General features: G+C 30.8%; 12 protein-coding genes and 1 pseudogene. 5 read left to right on the top strand and 8 right to left on the bottom strand.

What is annotated here, in order from left to right:
• The first annotated feature begins 28 nt into the window (after positions 1-28).
• Complete coding sequence (locus B9T30_RS15950; protein ID WP_086185862.1) at positions 29-1,300, top strand: hypothetical protein; 1,272 nt, start codon at positions 29-31, stop codon at positions 1,298-1,300.
• A gap of 51 nt (positions 1,301-1,351) precedes the next feature.
• On the opposite strand, the gene B9T30_RS15945 is transcribed toward B9T30_RS15950, so the two are convergent.
• A complete protein-coding gene (locus B9T30_RS15945) occupies positions 1,352-1,492 on the bottom strand; it encodes a hypothetical protein (protein ID WP_086185863.1) in 141 nt (46 codons plus the stop codon).
• Positions 1,493-1,598: 106 nt separating this feature from the next.
• A complete protein-coding gene (locus tag B9T30_RS15940; protein ID WP_086185861.1) occupies positions 1,599-2,078 on the bottom strand; it encodes a hypothetical protein in 480 nt (159 codons plus the stop codon).
• 92 nt (positions 2,079-2,170) lie between these two features.
• On the opposite strand from B9T30_RS15940, the gene B9T30_RS15935 reads away from it, so the two are divergent.
• The 4 genes and pseudogenes from B9T30_RS15935 to B9T30_RS16770 all read left to right on the top strand — a co-directional run.
• A complete protein-coding gene (locus tag B9T30_RS15935; protein WP_086185860.1) occupies positions 2,171-2,377 on the top strand; it encodes a helix-turn-helix domain-containing protein in 207 nt (68 codons plus the stop codon).
• Between the two features lie 104 nt (positions 2,378-2,481).
• On the top strand, positions 2,482-8,787 hold the full coding sequence (locus B9T30_RS15930) for a hypothetical protein (protein WP_086185859.1): 6,306 nt from the start codon (positions 2,482-2,484) through the stop codon (positions 8,785-8,787).
• Entirely contained in the window at positions 8,777-9,424 is a 648-nt protein-coding gene (locus B9T30_RS15925; RefSeq protein ID WP_086185858.1) for a hypothetical protein, read from the top strand. Before B9T30_RS15930 ends, B9T30_RS15925 begins: the two co-directional genes overlap by 11 nt.
• Before the next feature lie 322 nt (positions 9,425-9,746).
• Positions 9,747-9,961: pseudogene (locus B9T30_RS16770) on the top strand (hypothetical protein); the annotation flags it as partial.
• A 53-nt stretch (positions 9,962-10,014) separates the two neighbouring features.
• Here B9T30_RS16770 and B9T30_RS15920 read toward each other — a convergent pair.
• The 6 genes from B9T30_RS15920 to gmtY form a co-directional block, all read right to left on the bottom strand.
• Positions 10,015-10,893, bottom strand: a complete 879-nt coding sequence (locus tag B9T30_RS15920) for a RelA/SpoT domain-containing protein (RefSeq protein WP_086185857.1) — start codon at positions 10,891-10,893, stop codon at positions 10,015-10,017.
• A 1-nt stretch (position 10,894) separates the two neighbouring features.
• Positions 10,895-13,048 carry an NACHT domain-containing protein gene (locus tag B9T30_RS15915; RefSeq protein WP_086185856.1) on the bottom strand — a complete coding sequence of 718 codons (2,154 nt, stop codon included), beginning with the start codon at positions 13,046-13,048 and terminating at the stop codon, positions 10,895-10,897.
• A 115-nt stretch (positions 13,049-13,163) separates the two neighbouring features.
• Positions 13,164-13,631, bottom strand: a complete 468-nt coding sequence (gene greB / locus B9T30_RS15910; protein WP_086185855.1) for a transcription elongation factor GreB — start codon at positions 13,629-13,631, stop codon at positions 13,164-13,166.
• A complete protein-coding gene (gene gmtX, locus B9T30_RS15905) occupies positions 13,628-14,239 on the bottom strand; it encodes a gamma-mobile-trio protein GmtX (RefSeq protein ID WP_086185854.1) in 612 nt (203 codons plus the stop codon). The genes greB and gmtX overlap by 4 nt, the downstream gene beginning before the upstream one ends.
• Positions 14,229-16,997, bottom strand: a complete 2,769-nt coding sequence (locus B9T30_RS15900) for a VPA1269 family protein (RefSeq protein ID WP_086185853.1) — start codon at positions 16,995-16,997, stop codon at positions 14,229-14,231. Before B9T30_RS15900 ends, gmtX begins: the two co-directional genes overlap by 11 nt.
• Positions 16,994-18,304: a gamma-mobile-trio recombinase GmtY gene (gmtY, locus tag B9T30_RS15895; protein WP_086185852.1), complete on the bottom strand. Its 1,311-nt coding sequence runs from the start codon at positions 18,302-18,304 to the stop codon at positions 16,994-16,996. The genes B9T30_RS15900 and gmtY overlap by 4 nt, the downstream gene beginning before the upstream one ends.
• Positions 18,305-18,495 lie beyond the last annotated feature (191 nt).

Raw genomic sequence — 18,495 nt, 5'->3', positions numbered from 1 at the left:
ATTTTTAGTAAGGAGTTTTGTAAAGTAAATGACAAATAAAAATTATGAACTTGTGACGAATGTAAATTATGAAGATTTTAATCTTGAAATGTTGAAAGATTATTGGTCTTTTAAGAATTTCGAAAGTCAAAAATTTACTTATAGTCTTGCTAGCTTATTACGTAAATACGATCTTAAATCATCAGAAAAATTAGAACGTATTGTTAGAAATAGTGGATTTTTAAAGTTTAGTGAATTAATGAGTTGTAAGAAATGCGTTAAAGAATTTAAAGCACTTAGACGTAGAGATATTAATTATGATAAATGGAATACTTTTTCTGATCAATTAATTTGTCATAACTGTCGCTCATTAATTGCTGATAGACGTATAAAAAAAATTCTAAATATATTTAGAGAATTTAATACTTCGCAAACAATTTCGGAAGTCATTTCACCAATTAAAGAGCTTAAATATTTAGAAAAAATATTTTTATATGTACTTCTTACTAAAACTAAAATTGATAAAAATGGTGTAATTCAACATCAAATAATAGAAAGCTTTAATAATAAAGATGCATGTGGAAATGGAAATTCAATAGATTGTTTTTTAAAAAATGGTTATCTCTTTAAAACTAATCAAAATGATGAGTTTTTAGAAAACCAAGCTGAATTACGAAATTTGATACTAAAGTATGGACAATATATTAGTGCAGAAATGAAACAGGAAATGAGTAACTATTTAAGATTAAATTTTAAAAGTAAAATTAAAGTTGTAGTTCCTACAAAATTTGAAGATTTAGAGAATTGGATTGAAGAGCTTTATCAAGAAATAATAAAAGCTAAACCTTCGATTAATGATTGCAATGAAATAGAAAAATTTATAATTAATAATCGCTTAGCAGAGGTATATCTTTTGCTTGATTCTATTTGTGAAGTGAGAAAGATACCTATTTTAAAAAATAATGCACTTGAACTTGATTTAATAAGAATGTTAAAAAAATATAATTTAAATGAAATTTATAGCTTATTAAGCTATCAGGCTACAATGGCAACATCTCGCTTATATGAAATTGAACATTCTAAAAGCGGATATAATAAAAATATAGTTTTTGGCAGGGAAATATCCAAAGGTCTTGATTATTTACAATTAAAAACTGAGAATCCCAAATATTCAAAGCCACTTCCCGAAAATTGGACTTTTTCAGAGATTGAAATATTCATAATTGCTAATATTATTAAAAATTATGAAAAATGGCATAAGTTTACTCCTGATCAAATTTTAATTAAATGGATAGCAGTAACTGGAATGGAAATGGAATAACTAAAAACAGCTTTGTTGCATAAACCTATTATTAAAGGCTTATTAGGGAGCTCAGCCTTTCAAACCTTTGTGCAACAAGGCCCTTAAAACTTTGTAAACTAAATCAACAGGGAAATTATTATCTTTAACCCATGAAGCAATAGAATATCCATCTTTAAAAAATTTATTTCGAATTTGCTCTGGTGTATACATAAACAGAATTTCTCGAAGAATTCGGAAGAAAAACATAGTAGAAAAGCGCATAGGTCAAGTGGAAAAATATTAGAATAACTGTGTGATTTTATTATTATATTTTTTATTAATTCATAATATCTTTCATTAATCGAATATTTGAATGCATATTTTTTATTTCATTCTCTAATTTTTCTTTATGGTTAATCAAATATTTCTCTAATGTTTTATCATTTGATAGTAATGATTCTATAAATGTTAAATTATTTTCTTTATCTTTAATTAGATTGATAAATTCAATTTCCTTTATCGAAAAAATATTTTCAAGCTTATGTTTTTTATATTGATTTCTTAGCTCATTTAGCCGTGAAGTTTCATTATAGCTGAACGCTTTTTGTGTGGATTTATTTACATCAACTTCTAAATATTGGCATTTGATTAAGACTCTTAATCCGATATACATTAATTGCTTACAACGTTCAGCTCTATAACGTTGATTAAGCTCCATTTTTTCCCAGAAGTGTTTTGCTTGCCAATTGATGATTTCATTATCGATAAAGATTTTCAAAAAATCATCATACAAAGGTAAGTTGATGGATTTTGACATTTTAAGCTTCTATAAAATAAATGAGGATTATAGTCCGTGGATATATAATCCTCAAATAGAGATAGTTCTGATATTTGAACAAATGAAATCAAATGTCAGATTTATCTGTAGTGATTGGTCAGTTAATACGCAATGCTAGAAACAATAAAAAAATTAGTCAGGAAAAATTGGCATTAATATGTGAGATAGACCGTAGTTATTTAGGACGTATTGAACGTGGAGAAGTAAATTTAACTGTAGAAAAGCTATATGAAATTTCAAGTGCTTTAGAAGTTGATGCTAAAGACTTATTACCTTGATTCAGATAGACATATCGTTCGAGGCTTTATGAAACTAAGCTTATGATACAATTATAAAAATTTATTAATGAAAAAAATTAGCATTTTATAAAATAGGTACAACTATGGGAAATACAGATTTAGTTAGAGCAAGTAGAGATGGTGATTATTTTCATTATTTGTGGGCTGCCAGAAAAGCTCTTCTCCTTTTAAATCCACTATCAGGATTAGAAGTTCTCACTATTGAAGGTCCCAGTAAATCTGAATTTGTTGAAGCTGTTGAAACTGGTGAAGAAATTGTAGACGTAGGAGAATACTATGGATCAAACAAGTTTTCAGAAGCCTCTAAGATCATATACTCTCAACTTAAACATACTACTGTACACGAAGATAATAGTTTTAAGCCAAGTGAACTAGAGAAAACTATTAAAGGGTTTTCAAAAAGATATCGCAAATTTTTAACACTTGAAAAGAAAAAAGATATCCTTGAAAAATTAGAATTCCATTTCATTTCTAATAGATCAATTAATGAAGATTTTTACGAATCAATTAAACAATTGCAAGAAACCGGACAAGTCACTAACCAGCCTAATCTTAGAAAGTTAGAAAAATATACCACTCTGAAGAAAGAAGATTTAGAAGAATACTCTAATCTTGAAGATGGACTTTTAGAACAAATTTCCACACTTCAAGGCAAGGATTTAGTAGATTTTATTAAGCTAGTGAAATTCCCATCTCAAGAGCCTAACTATATAGCACAGAGGGAGATTCTTGCTCAGGATATTGCTTACTATCTACCTGGGGATGATGTTAATGCTCCTAATGAATTAAAAGAATTAATTCATCGCAAAGCACTTAGTGAAAACAAAGACACACCAGAAATTACACGATACGATGTACTTCGTGCACTTAAAACAAACCCAGATGATCTATTTCCTGTAAAAAATTTAATCAAACAGTTAGAAAATATCGTAGATAGACCTATCGTAAAAACACTAATAGATACTATTACTGAATCACACAGTCAAAAGTTTATTATTCAAGCCGAAGGTGGAGTAGGTAAATCAATATTAACTACGCAAATACACAGCCATATCGCTTCAGGATCGTTATCGATTGTCTATGATTGTTTTGGGAATGGGGATTACAGACAATCTTCATCAGCGAGACATACACATAAAATCGCGTTAGTTCAAATTGCAAATGAATTAGCTGGATTAGGCTTATGTCATCCACTCATACCGACAACGAGTGCCGGTCCTAGCGAGTACATAAAAGCATTTTTGTTTAGATTAAAGCAGGTTTCTGAAAGGTTCTCTAATGAAAATAAGCAGCTATTCATTGTTATTGATGCTGCTGATAACTCACAAATGGCAGCAGATGAATTTAATTATGGTCGATCTTTCATAACTGATTTATTGCAAGAAACCTTACCGCAAAGTATTAAAATAATTGCTTTAGCAAGACCATATAGAGTTGAGCTTTTAACGCCTAAACAAGATATTGAAATGCTTGATTTAGAAGGCTTTAGTGAAATTGAAACAAAACAACATCTATTAAACTATTATCCTGATGTTTCGACACAAGATGTGATTGAATTTCATCGACTTACCAGTGGTAATCCACGAGTCCAAAGTATTGCTCTAGAACAGAATTTAACTTTGCATGAGATTCTTTCATTTTTCGGTGGAACTCCCAAAAGTGTAGAAGACACTATTAAAGATTTGTTAAATAAGGCAATTTCTACTTTCAAAGAACAAAACTACTCCGAATCAGAAGAAATAGATTTATTACTTAATTCAATTGCTATTTTACGTCCATTAATTCCACTGCAAGTTTTATCTGATTTAACTAATATTAGGGCTGATCAAATAAGAAGTATTATTTCAGATATAGGTGGTCATCCAATTCGTTTTAGCGACAATAATATTCAATTTGTTGATGAGCCAACTGAATCTTGGTTCCGTGAAATTTATAAGCCAACAGATACTAGCTTGCTGAATGATTTTATTCAGAAGCTTAAACCTCTCGCTGTAAATTCTGTATATGCCGCTTCTGTACTACCCCAAATCTTGATGGATGCAGGTAATTTTGAGGAGTTGGTTGAGTTATCTTTAAATTCTGAAATGTTACCAACGCATTCCACATTAGAAAAAAGAAAGGTTGAATTACAACGCCTACAATTTGCAATTAAAGCTGGCCTAAAACTTGGTAAATACACAGACGTTGCTAAGTTGTCATTAAAAGCTGGTGGGGAGGTTGCCGCAGAGACTAGGCAGCATCAATTACTCGAAGAAAATATAGAGATAGTCGGTACAACCTTTAGTGATCATCAAATTTTAGAGCTAATTTCTGAAAAAGTATTCAAAGGTGGTTCATGGCATGGCTCAAAATACATTACGGAGGCTAAACTTCTCTCATATCGAGAAGAATTCCATGGGGAATCACGTAGTAAATTGCGTATTGCAAATCAATGGTTAACTAGTTGGTTTAATCTTCCAGATGATCAAAAGCATAATCAAGAAATCGAAGATAAAGAGATTAGTGATTGTTTTATTACCTTAATTAATTTAGAGGGTGTGGATTATGCAATTAATTGGCTTCGGAGTTGGGATCCAAAAATTGTAAGCTATACAGTAGCTAAACTTGCAACTAAAGAGTTGATTAAACTTAATAAACATGAAGTTATACAACAAATATTAGATAAATCAGGAAATAATATATTTTTAATTTTAGGTGTTATAGAGATACTTAAGTTAAATCATTGTGTTATCAATTCTGACAATTTTTCAAGAATTTTAAAATTATTGAGCTATGACAAAGTAAAACCTAGTATTGGTCTAACCCCAATTCTTTGCTTTTTAGAAGTGGGTTTTAAACAACAACTTTGTTCATCTACCGAAGCATATCAAATTTTATCAAAATATCTGCCTGCTGAAATACCATATGAGATTAGAGATCGTTTTGGTCACTCAGATAGAGTAAGTTATATGAAAGCTTATGCTTTACATAAAGCATGGGATAATAAGACATTAGAACTAGTTGATTTAGTACCTGACAGATTAAAAGATGAATTTTTAAAGGACTCGGCTTATAGCTCATCAGAAGAAATTACTACGCTAAAACGAGATGTAGCAGCAGTTTTACCATGGTACAAATTGTATGCTCGGTCAATCACAGAGAAGATTTGCACTAAAGAACTCGATCAACTAATTGAACAAGCGAAATCAGACTCCCAGAAAGCTCAAGGATACTCTTATCGGGATTATGGTAATCATCTAGAAAATGAAATTGCAAAAATTTGGTTTGATATTTTAATTTTTAATAATCATCTTAACCAAGAGACATATCCAAAGATAGAAAGTCATTTCCGGGAAAAAATTTATCCTAACACACGTAATTATTTCACGCTTATTTTGGCTTTGCAGAAACAATGTGAATTAGAAGATTATTGTTATAGAAATACAGATAAGAACTTAAAAGATCTTGAGAATAGTGATGATCATGCAGAAACATTAGTGAGTGACTATATGTCTATTGCTCAATCAATTTTCCCTCTAGATCAAGAAGAAGCTTCTGCAATATTAGATATAGCAATTAAAGTAAGTAGTAAGCTAGGCGAAGAAAATCTGCAACGATGGAATGCATTACTTTGCTATGGCATAAGAGCTGGACAGGAGCAAAATAATAGAAAACCACAGCTATGCTACCGATTTAGTCAATGTGCCGAATTGACATATAAATATGTGCATAGAGATAAACATTTTCCATGGGGTTACACAGTTGATGCAATTTATGATTTGGATCCTAATTCAGCATTTGCTATTGCTAGCCGTTGGCGTGATCGTAGATTTGGAGATGAAGATAGAATATTAGGCAATTTGGTGGATAAGTTACTTAAAGAACCACTTTCATCACCATTGATACCTTTGGCTTTCAAAGCAATGGGAGCTACATTTGACTCAGATAATCTATTAAGCTCTATTAAATCATTAGCTTTAAGTGATGAACTAAAAAGAAAGGTTCTACAAAGCTTATATCTTTATATTGTTGTACCTAATCCATCCGAAAAATATATCAGTCTCCTTAAGGATTTGGTCGAGGCATTTCATATAACAGATCAAACTGTCCAAGATTTTTTCTTATCCCTTAGTAATTCAGAAGTTTATGTTCAAGTAGAAGAAGCAGCTCACTCTTCAACCTACGACCAAGAAAAGTTTGATTGGGATGTGTTTTTTGAAAACTATACTGATTCAAATCAAAGTATAGATTTTGATTTAGCTTTTAATGATTTTCAGAAATTGGAAAATAAGTATTGGATTAGAAAAGCCCTCTATTTACAGCTTTTAAAAAGAATAAGTGCTTCACAAGCGATTCCACTGATTAATTGGTGGTTCGATGATCCTAGAAATGGAATGTATGAATTAGGTGATCTTTTAAAAGCTATACCACATCACTTTAAACGGAGAATAGCATTTTTAAATGTTCTAGATTCAAGAATAAAACAATTTTTGAAAACACATCATGCTGATTTTTATATAGATACATATGGGAGTAATCTGAAATTACATATTTTAAGTGAGTTAACAGGGAAACCTAAGACGGATTATATTCAATCTCTCTTAGAAGGTATGAGTGAAAGCTCTATTACTTTAGAAAGTGAAAGCTTATTTAGGATAGCTCATTTACTTACACCTATGATTGCACCAAATCAATCCTGTGAGGTTTTAGAGTATGGTGTAGGCTTACTAGAAACTGATTTGGGATCAGACATAGCTGATGGGCAATGGCGTGAGGAATTATTACCACCAGAGAACATAATAGAATCTATCTCAGGTTATATTTGGTCTAGCCTAGCATCTCCTTTCAATACTGTTAAATGGCAAGCGGCGCATACAGTTAAGTTACTTTGTGATTTTGAGCAAAGGGAATTGTTGTCCAATTTAATTAACTTTGTTAGTGATAAAAATTACCAAAGTTTTTATGATCACAGATTTGAATTTTATCAATACTCAGCTACTCAATGGTTACTTAATGCTTTATTAAAAGTGTCATATAACTCTAATAATTTCTTGGCTGAGTATGTTGAAACGTTTAAGCACTTAGCAGATCCAAATCGACCGCATTTGATGATTCGACTTCTCGCTTCAAAAATTCTTCTAAATTTATTTAATAGAAAGCTTATAAATCTAAACCAAGAAGAAATAAAAACTTATCAGGGAGTCGGTAAATCTAATTTTAGTAAAGTACAGAGAGAAGCTATTGATCTTTCAAAATATTCAGCTATGACTAAAGATGAAATTGATTCATTTGGTATTGATTTTGGTCCTTACTGGCTTGATCCATTAGGTGAAATGTTTGGTTTACACCCTACACACATATACTTTGAAACAACTCAAACATTAAAGAATGAAATTGGATTTACGGATAAGCATAAAGCCAATGATATACGTCATAAAATGGAAATTTATGACTGGAAGCAAACAAGTCATGATCATGGGTCTAGTCCCAAAGTTGAAGATTTAGATTTTTATCTGTCTTATCATGCAATGATGATCACGGCAGATAAACTACTCCAAACACGACCATTACTTGAAAGTGAATATTCATGGAGGGAGTTTGATGATTGGATTAAACGACACGATTTATCCTCTCTAGAACCTTATTGGTTAAGTGACTTCAGAGATCCAGATCCTCGAATAACAACAGAATGGCCTAAAGACGATAAAGAAAATCCTATAAATTGGTCTTACAGTTGCTCGTCTATTGATTATGATGATGCGATTTATCACAGCGACTTAGAGCTTTGTTTATGGGGGGGATGGTCAGAAGTAAATAACCATAGTCAAGCAAAAGACATTCATATTCGTTCAAGTTTAGTAAATCCAAAAACCTCCGATGCTCTTTGGAGAAGTTTACAAAGTGCCGAGTCAAGTTACTCTTATCACTTACCTAATGCTAATAATGACCAGTTTGAAATTGATGAAGATAATTTCAAATTAATAGGATGGATTACTGAGACTGAAATTGATCTATCAAATTTTGATGATGATTTATGGGGAGCTTCATTAAGATATGAGATTACCCAACCATCAAAAGAGATTATTTCTTTAATGGATCTGCATTCTGATGCTTTAGGGAAAAATTGGTTATACGAAAATGAAAAGGTTATAAACCTTTCTATTTGGGGTAAATTTAAAAATGAAGATTATGAATATTCAAATGGTTACAAGCTAAAAGTGAATAAGCGCTTCATTCTCGATCTACTTCAAAAAATTAATATGGATATGATTATTTCTGTAGATATCGATCGCAGATACAAATACGGTAGTTATGAGTATAAACAGGATTCAAAAGGACTCGATGGGCGTTTACCAAGTAGTAAGCGAGTTTATTTAATGAAAAAAAATGGAGATATGTATGTCTACTGAAAATTTTATCGAACTAGGAAAAAGACTAGTACAGGAATTTAAGTTAGAGGATAAAACCGATACATTATCTCAATGGATGCTTCACTATTTAGCAGAATTATTTGAACGATATGATCTATCTATTTCTCCTGAAGAAAAGCGTATAGCAGCTTTAGATATCAACGATGTTATTCAAAAGCTATGGGGATTTCGCTATCAGCAGTCCCATTCCCATAGTAGTTTCAAAAATATAGAATCTTTAATTTCAACATTAAAGAAATTGAATTTAGATAATGATGATGTTTTCTACTCAGGGTTAAGTAATTTTAGAAATGCAGAAAGTACGGCAGATCAGAGTAGTCCTGATTATTGGTACTATTATGCATTAAAGGTTGATAAAGCATCACGTTTCTTGATAAGAAATTGTATCCTCAAAGGATATGCTATAACTGAAGCTGATAACCAAGAAATTGCTGATCTAATCAAAGAGTTTGAGAAATTAGACTCGTATGAGAATTTACTAAGTCGATTTTATAATGATCAGTCGGCTGAAGATAAAGATATAGTAAAGATCAAAGGGAATATTTCAAAAATAGAAGAATTATTAAGTGCCTTGAATGAATTAAAAAGTAGTTATGAGGTGAAGCTAACCTCTTAATTTAATGATTGTTTAAGTAGACAAGAATAGGAGTTCAAGTTAATAAGAATATGCAACAATTAAACCTGCTGAAAAACTATGTTACTTAGTGAACAGGCCTGTAAGAGTAAATAAATCTCTACAGGCCCAAAATTAGCAGATAAATCTAAGTTTCTTAGTATCAAAAGATTAAATAAGCATATTATTAATTTAGGCGTTTAGTAAAATGTTTTTGAAATAGGTCAAATTAGAGCTATTAGGCATGCGACTCTTTAGTGAAATCGCTGGACTACCATTAAGTAGAATTAGTGGATGATAATTACTGATATATACATCCGACTAAAAAAAGTATTTTTATCCTGATCTTATCGCTGAATTGGTTGATGGCTCTTTTGCATTGGAGTACAAAGGTAGATACTGCTGATGATGCCCCTGTGAAGAATACTATTGGTAAGCAATGAGCTAAAGATAGTTGTGGTAAACACATATTTTTATGGCTAAAAACAAGATGAGGTTGGGCGTAGTTTGGAAGAGCAGATTAATTCAGTATTGGGCTAAAATATTTTTATATGCTACTTCCTAATTTAGGAAGTAACATAAAGTGTACAAATTTAGGCCTTTTCGGATAAACGAAAATCCTCAATCATGGTTGATGGGGTTATCTTTAAAATATCTGCGTTTTGAATCGTTAATAAATTACAGAAAAATAATATATTATCCAGAGTTAATGGGTAATAAAACTCTTTATTGCACATTTCTATTAATAATTCTGTTCTATCAATTCTAAAAAATTTTTTAGCTAAATTTTCGTCTTTTAAAATTTCAATTAGATTATTATTTAATGAGTTAGATGCAAATCTAAGTCGTAGTTTATGTCTTAACATTTCTGAAATTTGATTAGACTTATAATGTTTATAAGATAAATCATCAAAAATTTGCAACATAGCCCATTCACTATTTTCTAATGAAGCAAATAATCCATTAAGTAGTCTTGAGTGTGAATTTGAATCAATCCAATCATTTTTACATTTATATCTAAAATCATGATCGATTTCATGCCAACCTTCTGAAAAAATAGTTCTTATCTGAAGTTCAAAAGTATTGTCAACTTTATTGGTAAGTCCTTCCATACTTATTAAATTACATAAATCATCATTTACAGAATAAACTACATTATATCTTGAAGCTTTAAATTTATCTTCGGAATGATTGTCTATGCTGTTACTATTTGAAATTTCATTATAAATGGATGAAATTATTGAATGTGTAACTGGAATATCATCATTAAAATATAAAACAACTCGAATGCCAATCAAATCTTGTAGTTTTTTGTTTATACCATAATCACTATCATTTGAAAGTTTAAATTCTAAAGATTTTTTATCTTTAACGCGCCCAAAAATACGATACATGATACCAATATCATTTAATTTTGTTGATATTTTTTTTAAAATATCATTTAGTACACTATTAAAGTTTGATTTATTCACGTTAAATTCTTCCTAGAATAGTTTTAATTTCACCAATTTTTTCTTTATTAACTGCTACAAAATTTGTATTGTTTGCATCTGTTAAATATTCTAATTGCTTTAAACTTCTTATTCCTTTTAAAATTGACTTTTTATCATGTTTCTCTGATTTTAATAGTTGACCAATAAAAACATGCAATCTATTTATTACATCAGCATGATTAGGCCAAATTTTTTCTAAAATATAAATTTCAATATTAGTTAGGGAGTGGGATTTTTCTATTAAATCAGGTTCTAGCTCTTCATCATCAAAATTTGAAGGTAATTTATCATTTGATTTACAATTGAAAAAATTTAGGTCTGAGCTTTCATTAATGTTTAGATTGCAATCCCAGAAGCTACAATTAAGGAAGGTAACATCTTTAAAATTATCAAAATTTATTGAAGAGTTATTAAATATACATTCATTAAATAAGCTATTACTAATTATATTTACTGGAAAAATTGATATGTTTTTAATGCTAAGACTAGTTATTTCTGATTTATCATAAACCTGATCATTTATAAGATTGGTTAAAAGACCTTCAAATTTCATTCTTGAAGATGTATCTAAAAATTCTTTCATCATGCCTAACTTTTGCCATAATAGTAATCGACTATCATTATCGCGAGGCACATAAGAAAGTACAGCTGGTTCTACAAAACGTTCATCACTTGCAATCCAATCTCCTTGATAATTCACTATATTTGATGCTATAAAGTTACCAAATACGAATTCATTAATAAACTCAATTTTATTTTCATCTGAATTACTCCGATCAAAAAATGCATGATTTGATAATGTGGTTGCTAATTTATCTAAAGTTGGTCTTTCCTTAGCCGAATATAATGTTCTGACTTCATTTAATAGATGTGACGCTTTATTTTTAATAGTTGAGATTAGTTTTTCTTTAGTATCAGAAGTATAATTATTTTCGCACATATCTTCTGCTATCAAGGCGAGAAATGTAGATTGTTGATCTGGATTCATTCGGAGCTCTTGACGATCCATTTCTCGTTCAAGCATAGACGTAAAGTACTGCTCAACAATTTTAGTTGGTTGATTGCAAAGAGAGTCAAAAGTTTCATCAGAAATAAAACGTAAGTAACTTAATAGCACAGGGTTTGCTAGTTTATAAACATCTAACCCTGCATTAATAAGTCTTTCTAGTCTTGTAGAGGTTAACCAATCTTTTATTTCTGGTTTTTCTATTTTATATCTATTAATTCTAAATTTTTGGTCATATCTAGCTAACCAATCATTAAAAACTTCACCATCAAATATAGCAGATCTTCTCGAGGTTAATATTACTTTGGCATTATTTACTAATAATTCACCAATAGTCTCAAGCATTGGTTCTGCATTTTCAAAGTTATTTTCTTTGTTGTCGAAAGTTTGATTACTATTGTCATGTAAAATTTCATCAAAGCCATCAAGTACAACAACAATCCTACCAGATTTAACCTCTTCAATAACAACTTCAGAATTAACTGAGCTAAATGTTTTATCTACTTCTCTAATAAAAATATGACTAAATATTCTTGCCTGTCTATCTCTTGAAAATTCAGTAAAAAAAGGAATAGGAGTTTGTTTATTATTGCTCTTAGCAAGTTCGTTAATTATTTCATATGAAGTACAAGTTTTTCCAAATCCTGCAGGAGCTTCGACAATAGTTAATAGAGGACCTGATGATTTTAAATTGTTACAAATATCTTCGACTATATTTTTATTAATATTAATTTTATTATTTTTTGTATATAAGCTATTGATGTATTGATAATTTATTGCTTCTTTAGGTAAGATGTTTAGGATCTTTTGAGTATGTCCAGAATATTCACTTTTGATTTTATCTTTCCACTCACTTACATTAAAGAAACCATTAAATAAAGTTTCTTCAATTTCTTCAAAAGATTTATAGAATGATTTTTTTGTAGAAAATCCTAATTCTTCCAAGGATTTTAATGATTTCTCCATCTCGAATTCTAGTAATTCTTTATCGTTATAATTGAGTGAGACTAATTCTGCATTATGAAAAAAACCTGACTTATATGTAAAAGCCAAAAAATCATTGCTAGAAGCACTTTTTCTATACTCGAATCCATATTTATTAAAAAGTTCTATAATTTTGGAATGCATATAAACCCTGTAAGATAAATTATAAGGAATGAATTTAAAGATTGAAAAAACTAGTCAATCTTATTAGTGATATATCTTGTCAAATTTCAAAAAATTATGAAATAAAATAAAAATTTTAATAACTGATTCTGATGATATACCAAGTTTTCGTACCCGTAGGTATTTGTACTTGAATTTCATCATTTACGGACTTACCTAAGCAGGCTTTTGCCATAGGTGATTGCAAAGAAATATAGTCTTTGCGACCATATATTTCTTCTTCGCCAACAATTCGAAATTTAATTGTTTCACCCTCATCATTTTCCAATTCAACCCATGCCCCAAAATAAGCTTTTCCATCTTGCTCGGGGCTGTATTCTACTTTATATGCAATTTCAAAAAGTTTAGTTAAATATCTAATTCTACGATCAATTTCCCGTAGTTTTTTTTTGTTGTAGTGGTAATCTGCGTTCTCCGATCTATCGCCGAGACTGGCTGCCCACGATACTATTTTAGTAATTTCAGGCCTTTCTTTACGAACTAAATCATTTAATTCATCTTGTAAGCGTTGATAGCCTTCAGGAGTTAACAGTTTACGATTCAAGATAAATACTCCAAAGCCTTACGTAAAGCATCCAATGTTGAAATTTTAAAGACAGGTTTATTCGATTCATCTACAAGTTCGCCAAAATGAGTTGATTTTAAGTTCCATTTTTTTTGAAAATCGCTAGACAATAAATATTGTAACGCCCGTACTTCTTGATCAGAAAATTTAAATGATTGATCAGGTATCATATTCTTATGATCATAAATATCAATCCTTTGTTTTGGAGGGATAATTTCACGAATCATTTGTTGGGCTTGTTTTAATTCAGATGCCATAATACGAACAAGTAGCTGATGCTTTGGGTTTTGAATTTCGTCTATCCATACACTGTCACTTTGGGACGGTTTTCTCAGTTTAGGCATCTGTGATGAAAAATCTTCAAAACTTTGAATTATTGCTCTGTATTTTTCTCCTGTCTTGTTCCTTATACTTTGCGCTCTAGGAACACCACGATTGAATCCTAATTTAGCGATAGTACTCACAGAAAAATCATGAATTCCTCGTTCTTGTTGTTCAACACATATTTCATAGATTGCATCAAGTGACTGCTGAATTTTTAAAGATGACCCATGTTTCAATCTATTTAATAATTCTTCAGAAGTCATGATTCGTCTCGATCAAAGTTGAGGGATTATGTAGAATCAGCTCGATTTCTGATTTTGAAATTTGTTCAGCTTCGGAAAGTTCAATAAACTTAAGCTTACCATCTATGATACTTTGAATTTTATCCCATGATTTAAGACGACTCATTAACAGCTTAAAAATTTGATTACCCACTAAAAGTTGTTGTTGTTTAGATAACATAAAAAGACTAGGCATAATTTCATTAAACATAGCCATTTTATCGATAAGCTGAGTTCTAGGATAAATCGCATTGTCAGCATTGCAAGATTTATAAATAACAGCGTTTTCACAAACTTCTTGTAATTGCTGATAGTGACTTACTTCTTCCATTTCTAGAACTAATTCTGCATTAGATGTTGTAATTAAAGATAACGTATCCTTACTGTCTAATAGAGTAGAGTTATTGATTATTTTATGACATCTAGTGATATGACCATACGCTGCTTGAATGTCACATAAAAGCATATCTAGTTTTTTTGCAGCAGTTTCATATTCAGACTCAAAATTACGAAGTTCGGTTTCAAAGTTTGATCTTTTTGAAGCCCCTTCAAATTTTTGCTGCTTTAGGTTGGCGATATATTCTTCTTTTTCAATGCTATCAATATTTTGATTTATCTCATTAATTTTAAGCTGTAACTTTGAGCATATTTCTGATTGATCATTGGATTGAAGTAAAATTTCATTTGTAATTGCTAATAAGCCACCAATAAAAGCAGGTCCTGTAATGAAATGCCTGCATCGAATACAATTCTGAATACCTAAATAACCTTGCGGTGTTGGGGTGGAGAATGAGCTGGTTTTAATTAAATCGCCACCATCCTCACATCGTGATGCAGCAAAAGGACAAATACCATAATCTCTGAAAATATAATTACCTGCAGGCACTTCATTAGATAAAGCTTGTAGTAACTCTGAGTTATTACCGACTAATTGATTTTTAACACTTTCAATTTTATTTTGCTCAATAGTTCGTTGAATAGATTCGACTTCAGATTTTAAGGCTATTTTTTCACCTTCTTCTAGTCTAGTTCTAATATCATGACTAGAAACTTTACAGTAATAAATCGACATGATGACGGAGCTATGTCCAACTATTTTCATCACGATTTCAATAGGCATCCCCATCTCAAGGACATATGCTGTGATCAGACTGACACGCATACTATGAGGGGTATATTTGGATTTATAACAACCCAAGGTTGCAGGATTTCCTTCTAGGGTTGCGAGTGCCAAGTTAGAGGGCTGTATATTCCATAGGGCGGCAGCTAATCTCGGTGTAAGAGCATTCGCAACTGCTGCTGGCTCAAAATCATTGAAGCGTCTAAAAAGAAAACAATTCAATCCTTTAGCTTTTCTTTGTACTTCATTTAAATTAGTTCTTTGGCAATCAATCCAAGCACTAGGATATGAGATAGGATTATATTTTTGTTGCCATTTTCTTAGTTTAATTAACCAAAATGCTAAATCTTCAGGAATCCACGGCACGATATAACCTTGACCATTTTTATTTGTTTTATTGGTCGTGGTAAACATACCCAATTGTCCATCAGGCATTTTTTTTATGAAGGACTGTTCTTTGGTAAGCCCAACAAACTCTGAAGTATTTTTTTTCCAAACTACTTTGTTTTTCTGATCTAAATCTGCAATATATTCATCTGCTTCGCCTGAGTCATTATAAGCAATTTGTCGTCCTCTTAAGGGAACTTTGGTGAGTGCATAAGTATGAACCCAATCGGTTGGACACCATAAATATGCTTGATTATCAATTATACGGTAAACACAATCTAAATCGTGTAAATCCAACTTATTAAAGTTTACTTTTATCCAATCTGCATCGAATTTATGAAGATGCTCTAAATCTTGAAAGTTTTTTGCATTGGATGGAATAATCCATTCTTGGGCTTTTTTAACAAAATGGTATTGTAAGCATGGTTTTGTTGTTTCAGAGCGTATTGAGCTAGATGATATATTTTGTTGATTGAGTAAAAGGGTGAACGGATTTCGAGCATTATCGACTCGTACTATTTCGCCTGTTTCTTCATCTTCAATCGTTAAATCATTATTAATTATGTAATCTAAAAATTCATTAACATAGACAACTAGTGAGCGTCTCTTAGGTTCAGATTCGATATTTTCAAGTATATCGCGAAAAGGTTTTACATCGAATTTTTCTTGTATGAGAAAAGCGTGTGGTGTTTGGCTTTTGTCATATTGTTCAATATAAAGACGGACAAAACGGCATAACTGACTTTCTTTAGTACCAGCTCCACGGGCCTGAGTCATAAACTCTTTTATTTTAATTGCCCATGCAACATAGTTTGGTGAAATAAAGTCAGGTTTAAAAGGTTCCGTTTTACCTAAAAAATCGTACCAATTTTCCCATTCATTTGGATAGATACCTTGTGGATCAAGTGGAAGGGTTGGATCATTTAATTTTAAAATAAAACTTTTATATTCTTTAGCATTTTTAAAATTTTTGCTTTCTATAAAGTTTTTTAATTCAACATATGAAATAAAATCGGCTATATCAAAAAATTCTTTGTAGCTAATCCATTCGTCATAAATTCTTTCGGGATGAGCAGGTAACCCATACTCTCTATATTTCTGTTTATAGAGTACTGAGTTTGTAATACCTTCATTTTTACAAAATTTTTTTAAAGAATCTAAGTCAGGAAAAGTCGAAAACTCTTTATTAAATCGTTTACTTTCAATTTGTCTGATTACTTGAGGTTTAATCATTTAAGCGCTCTCAACTTTTCTTGTACTTCTTCAATTGTTGGTTTTATATAAACTAGGCATGACGTTGGACTTTTATGATGCATGGCTTTTTGAATTTCGACTTGATTTAAACCAGCCTGACGCGCACGAAATCCATAAGCATGTCGATGTCCGTGCTCAGTTGTACCAATATCTTTCTTGCAAACAAGACCAATGCGTTCGATTGCATTTTTGTGTAATCTTTGAAAATTTTTTATAGTTTCAGGTTCCCCTAGCGTATTTGTAAATGCAAAAGGGTGTGGGTTACTTTTTGATGGTTCAATTCTTTGAAATTTTAAATAATTTGCCCATATCAATAAAAACTCTTTAGCTTTATCTGGTGGATTAAATACAACTTCAAAATAACCTTGTTTAGAAGTAAGTAATGGGCTTTTCCACCCTGCATATAAACGTTCTGTAAATGGGTAATTATTTCTAGGTTTGAACGATGTTCTGGATAAAAGAAACTCACGCCTATTTTTGAAATAAGTGTCTGGAGAAGCTCCTAGTTCAGGATGATAAACACGAACTAGAGCTTCTTGAGGGCGGCTTGGATTTAAAGTGATATCCGAGGTGTAAATATGAAAAATTTCACTTTTCCTTAATCCACCATAATTCATCAACATCGTAATCGCTTGCGATTTATAGTCGTATTCTCCTTTTTTTTCGAACCCTAAGTAAATCAATCTTTCAATTTGATCTTCAGGGAAACGAACTGCATATTCAAAATCAATCAGGTCTTCATTGAATGAACCAACCAAACGAACTTGCTGGCGTGATAAATCTTTTTTAGTTAAATGACTTAGAAAGACATTTGCTTGTTTATGATAATAAGCACACCAATTTAGGCGTTCTTCATAGTTTGTTGCTTTTCGAAATGGGTTTACACGACTTGTTGAATGTTCATCCTGCGACATCAGGAAATCAGTGTAATGTGTAATATGAAATAATAGATTATTGGTATCTCGGACTGTTCGTGGGCGCCAATACAGATCGAGAGTATCAGTACGAGTTGATGAATTAATAGTGCCTGTGATTAATGCCTCAGTGAAAGCTTTGAGCAATTTAGTTGCATTTTCTATGTGCGGAACAGAATTTATGTATTTCAGTAAAAGTTTAAGTGCATAGCATGATCGTTCTTTCCATGATTCACTTTTTGAATTAAACCAAGCCAAATATCGTAAATGAGAAATAATGACGCCTTTATCAGTCAAGATGCAGGGCAAGACCAAGCTTGTGTGAGTAGTAAAATCTTTGTAATTTACATAAATCTTTTTTACGTACGACATAATACTGTTATTCACAAATTGTTTTAATATATTTGTTTTTAATTTGTATAATGTCAATAAATATTTAAATCAAAATATCTATTGTTTTTATGAAATTTTAATATGTGGTATATGTTTATAATGTGATATGTATTAATAATGTGGTATATGTTTATAATATGATATGTGTTAATTTAATAATATTCCATGTA

The sequence above is a fragment of the Acinetobacter sp. ANC 4973 genome (genome assembly GCF_002135275.1).
Classification (GTDB): Bacteria; Pseudomonadota; Gammaproteobacteria; order Pseudomonadales; family Moraxellaceae; genus Acinetobacter; species Acinetobacter kyonggiensis.
This window is presented reverse-complemented; position numbering and strand designations above follow the sequence as displayed.